At 70.9% G+C, this 6,134-nt stretch carries 5 protein-coding genes and 1 pseudogene; 1 reads left to right on the forward strand and 5 read right to left on the reverse strand.

Going from position 1 to position 6,134, the window contains the following annotated elements:
- Nucleotides 1-213, forward strand: a pseudogene (locus G6031_RS12275) (hydrolase); the annotation flags it as partial.
- A gap of 13 nt (nt 214-226) precedes the next feature.
- Here the strand turns inward: G6031_RS12275 and G6031_RS12280 are convergent.
- The 5 genes from G6031_RS12280 to trmB all read right to left on the reverse strand — a co-directional run bounded on the left by G6031_RS12280 (nt 227) and on the right by trmB (nt 5,930).
- On the reverse strand, nt 227-574 hold the full coding sequence (locus tag G6031_RS12280; RefSeq protein ID WP_179526025.1) for a DUF3054 domain-containing protein: 348 nt from the start codon (nt 572-574) through the stop codon (nt 227-229).
- A gap of 20 nt (nt 575-594) precedes the next feature.
- Nucleotides 595-1,905 carry a YbhN family protein gene (locus G6031_RS12285; protein WP_182640529.1) on the reverse strand — a complete coding sequence of 437 codons (1,311 nt, stop codon included), beginning with the start codon at nt 1,903-1,905 and terminating at the stop codon, nt 595-597.
- A 64-nt stretch (nt 1,906-1,969) separates the two neighbouring features.
- A complete protein-coding gene (locus G6031_RS12290; protein ID WP_182653411.1) occupies nt 1,970-4,525 on the reverse strand; it encodes an MMPL family transporter in 2,556 nt (851 codons plus the stop codon).
- 12 nt (nt 4,526-4,537) lie between these two features.
- Nucleotides 4,538-5,212, reverse strand: coding sequence for an NYN domain-containing protein (locus tag G6031_RS12295; RefSeq protein WP_179523595.1), 675 nt, complete (start codon nt 5,210-5,212; stop codon nt 4,538-4,540).
- Nucleotides 5,213-5,249: 37 nt separating this feature from the next.
- The gene (gene trmB / locus G6031_RS12300; RefSeq protein ID WP_187700315.1) at nt 5,250-5,930 is read right to left on the reverse strand and encodes a tRNA (guanosine(46)-N7)-methyltransferase TrmB; all 681 of its coding nucleotides are present in this window, start codon (nt 5,928-5,930) and stop codon (nt 5,250-5,252) included.
- Nucleotides 5,931-6,134 lie beyond the last annotated feature (204 nt).

Below are 6,134 nucleotides of genomic sequence, written 5' to 3' on the forward strand. Positions count from 1 at the left end.
GAGGCCGCCCCCGCGCCGGCACCCGTCGCCGCCCCCGCGCCGGATTCCGCACCCGTCCTCGATCCCGCCCCCGCCCCCGTCGCCGGAGGACGCGCGGAACCGGTCACCATCGTGGTCCCGGAGGGACTGCCCGCCCCGGACGGCGTCCGACTGCCCGAGACCGTCACCGTCCCGGCCCACATGCTCGACCAGATCCCGCCCGAGTTCCGCTAGGGGTTCTGACGAGCTAGGCCGACCGGCGCCGGGACACCGCCGCGCGCAGCGCCCGCCAGCCCAGGAGGAACACCCCGGTGGCGATCGCGGCCACCACCATGAAGCTCCAGTGCGGCACCCGTCCGTCACCGATCCCCCGGATCAGCATCCCGCCGACGAGGGTGGCGACCCACACCAGGACACCCGACCGGATGGTCCCGGGGTCGCGGCGCGTGGCGAGCACCACGACCCACCCCACCACCAGACCCACCAGGAACGGCCACGCCGTCCCCCACACCTGCCCGATCCCGAGGCCCTCGGAATGGGCGCCGCGCCCGAAGGTCGCGAACACCCCCACGAGCACGGCGTCCAGCAGGAACATCAGCGGCAGTGCCACTCGGCTCACCGATCCCTCTCGTCACGGTGCTCGCCGCCGCCCAGCGAGCAGGAGGCCTCACCCTCCCCGGCGTCCCGGGTCCCGTCCTCCCGGACGCGCAAAAGGGGGATCGGCCCGGAGTCGTGGGGGACGGTGGCGCGCCACGGCGTGCCCCTCATCGGCCACATCGCGGCGAGACCGGCGGGCGGGGCGGCGATCACGGCTGGTTGGTCGGGGTGGAGGCGGGGCGACGACGACGAGGCGTCCTCGCGCGGGGTGTCGTCCTCCGCGGGTTCGGCATCCGGATCGATCTCCACCGCACCGCGGTAGAAGAGGAAGAAGACCACCCACCCCGCCAGCGCCACGAGGACGAAGCTGACGATGCGGTAGAGGAACACCGCGGCGAACGCCTGGTGCGCACCGAGCCCGCCCGCGGTGAGCGCGGTGATGAGCGCGAACTCGACCGTTCCCAGACCACCGGGGGTGATCGGCGCGGAGGCCACGATCTTGCCGGTGACGTAGGCGATACACAGACCGCCGATGCTGGGCTGGGCGCCGACCGCGTGGGCGGCCGCCCACAGGCAGCCGATGTCGGCGACCCAGTTGAGGAGTGAGAACGCGAAGGCCTTGGAGAACTGGGTCTTGGTCATCTCGACCGCCTCGGCCTGCTCCACGATCTTGCGGACCCCGGTCGCACCGTGGTCGGCGGGCCGGCGGCGCCGGGCGTTGACCCACGCCAACAACGACAGCAGGGCCTCCTCGATCCTGTCGGGGTTCCTGGCGGCCCACTGCACCACCACCACGATCGCCACGAGGCCGATCGCGGACAGCATCAGCAGGAACGGGTTGGACACGCGGCCCACCAGGAAGAAGCCCATCAACGCGAGCAGCACGATCCCCACCGTGGACAGCACTCCGGAGATCACCAGTTGCCACGACGCCACCACCCGGGTCGCGCCCCACTGGCGGGTCTTCCGGTAGGTCAGGGTGGTTCCGAAGACCTGCCCGCCGGGGATGCAGGTCGAGAACGCGTTGGCGGAGAAGACCAGACCGACGCTCGCCCAGTACCCCACCCTGACGCCCGCCGACTGCAGCAGCACCTTCTGCACCGAGCCGTAGCTGGACATGGAGAGGTAGGAGAACACCAGCGCCACCGCGACCCAACCCCAGTGCGGGCTGGTGACCGCCGAGAACCCCTCGGCGAAGAACGGCATCTGCCCGCGGAGCCAGTAGAGGACGAAGCCCAGGACGGCCAGGGTCGCCAACGCCTTGAACCAGGGGTTGACCAGGACCACCCGGACACGACGGCGCAGGACGGCGCCCCGGGTCCCCTTCATCCCGCCACCATAACCCGCGGACCGGCCTCGGCCCAGGTTCACACTCCGGAGGTCGGGCGGGGCCTCACGCGTCGCGATCCCGTTCCCTCTCCCGCTCCCGCTCCTGCCGGAGCCGGGCGATCAGCTCCGCGGCGGGGATCTTCTCCCCGCCGCCCCCGTCCCGACGACGGTGCTCGGGCCGGGGTGCGGTCCGGAGGTCGGGTTCGGGCTCGCGCACAGGTTCGGGCGCGGGTTGGCGCACAGGTTCCGACTCGCGCACAGGTTCCGGCTCGCGCACAGGTTCCGCTTCGGGCTCGCGCTCGAGGAGCCCCACCGCCGATCCCGGCACCTGCGTCCCCTCCGCCACGGAGGGTCCGTCAGCGGGGCTCCCCGCGACAGGTCCGGCGGGTGCGGTGTCAGGGACGCCCGTCTCCGTGACCCTGACCGGTCCCGCCGACCCGACCCGGGCAGGGCCGCCCTGCAGGTGTTCGGGCTCGTCGCCGATCTCGGCCTCGCCCAGGCCGATCCGCTCCTGGACCCGCTTCATCCACCGGGGGGCCCACCAGTTGTCGGTGCCCAGCATCTGCATGACCGCGGGCACCAGCAGCATGCGGATCACCGTGGCGTCGATGATCAGGGCGGCGATCATGCCGAACGCGATGTACTTCATCATCACGATGTCCGAGAACGCGAACGCACCGGTCACCACGATGAGGATCAGCGCGGCCGAGGTGATGATCCGACCGGTGTTGGCCACGCCGCTGCGGATGGCCTCGGCGGTCCTGGCGCCCCGGGATCGCGCCTCGACCATCCGGGACACCAGGAACACCTCGTAGTCCGTGGACAACCCGTAGATGATCGCCATGAGCAGCACCACCACTGGCGAGGTGAGCGGCCCCGGTGTGAAGCCGAGCAGGTCGGCGAGGTGCCCGTCGACGAAGATCCACGTGAGGATCCCGAGCGTGGCGCCCAGGCCCAGCAGGTTCATGATCGCCGCCTTGATGGGCAGCACCAGCGAGCCGAACGCCAGGAACATCAGGATCGTGGTGGCGACCAGCACGTACAGCACGAACCACGGGAGTCCGTCGACCAGCGCGTCGACCGAGTCGGACTCCATGGCCGGGTTCCCGCCCACGTGGACCTCGGTGCCGGCGGGGATCGGGAACTGCTGCAGGTACTCGACGGTCTCGGTCGGCGAGTTGCGGTCGACCAGACCGGACTGCAGGACCACCACGTCGCGGCCCTGGTCGTCCTGTTGTCCGGACCGGGCGAACTGGAACGGACCGGTGAGCCCGGGCGCGTTGTTGGCCTCGGCGCGGATCTGCGAGAGCGTGGTGCCGTCCGAACCGATCACGACGAGCTTGACCGGGTCGGTGCGGGTGCCGGGGAAGTTCTGGTCGTACTGCTCCTGCGCCACCCGCGTGGTGTTGTCCGGCGGGAGGTAGGTCTCGTTGATGCCGCCGAACTTGACCCCGGAGAACGGGATGATGAGCGCCACGAGGACCACCACGACGGGCACCGCCACCGCCACCGGGTGCTTCATCGAGAAGTCGGCGACCCGGCCGAACAGCCCGTTCTCCACCTGCTCGCGGGCGCGGTGCCGCTGCAGGCGCTTGATGCCGAGCATGTCGACGCGGTGCCCCAACATCACCAGCACCGCCGGGAGCAGCGTCACCGACAGCAGCGCGGCCAGGATGACGGCGGCGATCGCCCCATAGGCCACCGACTTGAGGAAGTCCTGCGGGAAGATCAGCAGCCCGGACAGGGTCACGCCCACCATGACGGCCGAGAACACCACGGTGCGGCCGGCGGTGGCCACGGCTCTGCGTACGGCGACGACCGGTGGGTACCCCTCGGCCATCTCCTCCCGGAACCGGCTCACCACGAACAGGCCGTAGTCGATCGCCAGCCCCAGGCCGATCAGCGTGACCACGTTCTGGGCGAACGAGTTGACCGGCACCACCAACGACAGCAGGTGCAGGGCGCCGATCGACCCGAGGATCGTCAGGATGCCCACGGCCACCGGCAGGAACGCGGCCACCACGCCACCGAACACCACGATGAGCAGGACGAACACCAGGGGCAGCGCGATGAGCTCCGCCCGGACGAGGTCGGCGTCCATGCCGTCCTGCAGCGCTCCCGCGACCGCCTGGACGCCGGCGACGTCGGTCTCGATGCCGTCGACGTCGATCCGGTTCTCGATCACCCGGAAGTTCTCGAGGATCTCCTCCTCCTCGCCCGCCAGCTGGATCGAGGCCACCGCGATGCCCTCGTCACGGTTGACCAGGGCGGGGGACTGGTTGTAGACGAAGCTGGTCACGCCGGTGACCTCGTCGGGGAACTCGTCGCGGATCGCGTCGAGCGAGGCCCGGACGGGGTCCTGGAACGCGGGATCGTCGACCGTGGTGCCCTCGGGGGCGTGATAGGTGACGACGACGTCGCCGAGCGCGTCGCGGCCGTACGCCTCCTGCTCGAGCCGCTCGGCGGTCGCCCACCCGCTCTTCGGGTCCTCGAAGCCCCCCTGACCGAAGGCGTTGCCGAACATGCTGCCGGCGACGCTGAGGGCGGCCATGACCAGGACCATGAAGAGCAGGACGGGGACGCGGCGGCGGGCGACGAACCCTCCGAGTGAGTTGAACACGGCTGCGCGCTCCTAACGCGAGTTGAGCAGGGCGGTGAGCGGCCGGAGCGGCTGCAGCCAGGCACCCTCGTCGGGCAGGTTCTCCAGGCTGACCCGGGGCAGGGGCTCCCGGAACACGCCTGGGATGTCCTCGAGGTCGAGGAATCGGATCGTGTCGTGCTGGACGGCCCAGGTGGCGTGCTCCCGGAACCCGATGACGGTGACGGGGACCTCGTCGGCGAGCTCCTCCAACGGCTCGCGGAACGCCTGGCCGTCGGCGGAGGCCACCACGACACCGGCGAGCCTGCCGGACTCGGCGCGCCGGTCGATGTGCTCGAGCATGTCGTCGTCGACATCGGAGTCTTCGCTGGTCTTGGGCTTGGCGAAGACGGCGAAGCCGACGTTGCGCAGGGCCTCGACCCAGGGGCGGACGTTGTCCGAGGTGCCCGGGACGATGTTGGTGAAGACGGTCGCCTCGGCCTCGAGGGTGTCGTTGGTGGTCACCGACAACTCGGCCGCGTACCCGAGCAGCCACCGCCCGAGCGCGTCGAAACGGGGACGGTACACGGCCGTGGGACGGCCGCCGAGGATCGAGCCCAGGCCCATGTCCACGTTGGGGGCGTCCCAGACGAGCAGCACCAGGCCCGGGGCGTCGGGCGGCACCACGTCGGAGAGGTCGTGGGCGTCCGGTCCGTCAGGTGGGGTCATCGTCTGCTGCCTCGGTCTTCTTGTAGATACGGGGTTGTCAGTCTCTACGACGCCAGAGGAACTCGTTGATCACTCGCTCCTCCTGCAGACCCTTGCCCTCGAACTTCGTCACGGGTCTTTTCAGACTGAACGGTACGTGTCCGGCCCCGGTCGTGGCGTCGAGCCGCTCGAGTGAGGGTTCCGCGTCGCCGGTCTCGGCGATCCAGTCGGCATAGTCCGCGTGGTCGGTGGCCACGTGGAGCACACCGCCGGGACGGAGGCGCGAGGAGATCAGTTCGAACGTGCCCGACTGCAGGAGCCGCCGCTTGTGGTGGCGGGCCTTGGGCCACGGATCCGGGAAGAACACGCGCACGCCGGTCAGGCTCGACGGCGCGATCATGTTGGTCAGCACGTCCACCCCGTCGCCGCGGATCATCCGGACGTTCTCGAGCCCCTCGCGCAGGATCATCCCCAGGAGCTGGGCCAGACCCGGCTGGTAGACCTCCACCGCGATCACGTCCACGTCGGGCTCGTCGGCCGCCATCGCCGCGGTGGACGTCCCGGTCCCGGAGCCGATCTCCACGATCAGCGGCGCGACGCGACCGAACAGGGCCTGCGGGTCGACGAGGTCGTCCGCCACGTTGCGGCCGTAGGTCGGCCAGTGTTCCTCCCAGTTCCGCTGCTGCCCCGGACGCAGGGTGCCGCGCCGGAACCGGTAGGCCGTGACCCTGGGGAACAGACGCGGGTCGTGGTCGGGGGTCGCGCCGCCCCGGGTGTCGCCGTCCGGGGTGTCGCCGTGCGGGGTGTCGCCGTCCGGGGTGTCGCCGTCCGGGGTGTCGCCGTCCGCCGGTCGGGGGCTCTCGCTCTGGTTCACCCGGTCATCATCCCGTAGTCGGCGGCCCGGGTCCGAATCCGGTGGCCGGGTGGGGCGTGCGCCGGGACG

The sequence above is a fragment of the Dietzia sp. CQ4 genome (assembly GCF_014145125.1).
Classification (GTDB): domain Bacteria; phylum Actinomycetota; class Actinomycetes; order Mycobacteriales; family Mycobacteriaceae; genus Dietzia; species Dietzia natronolimnaea.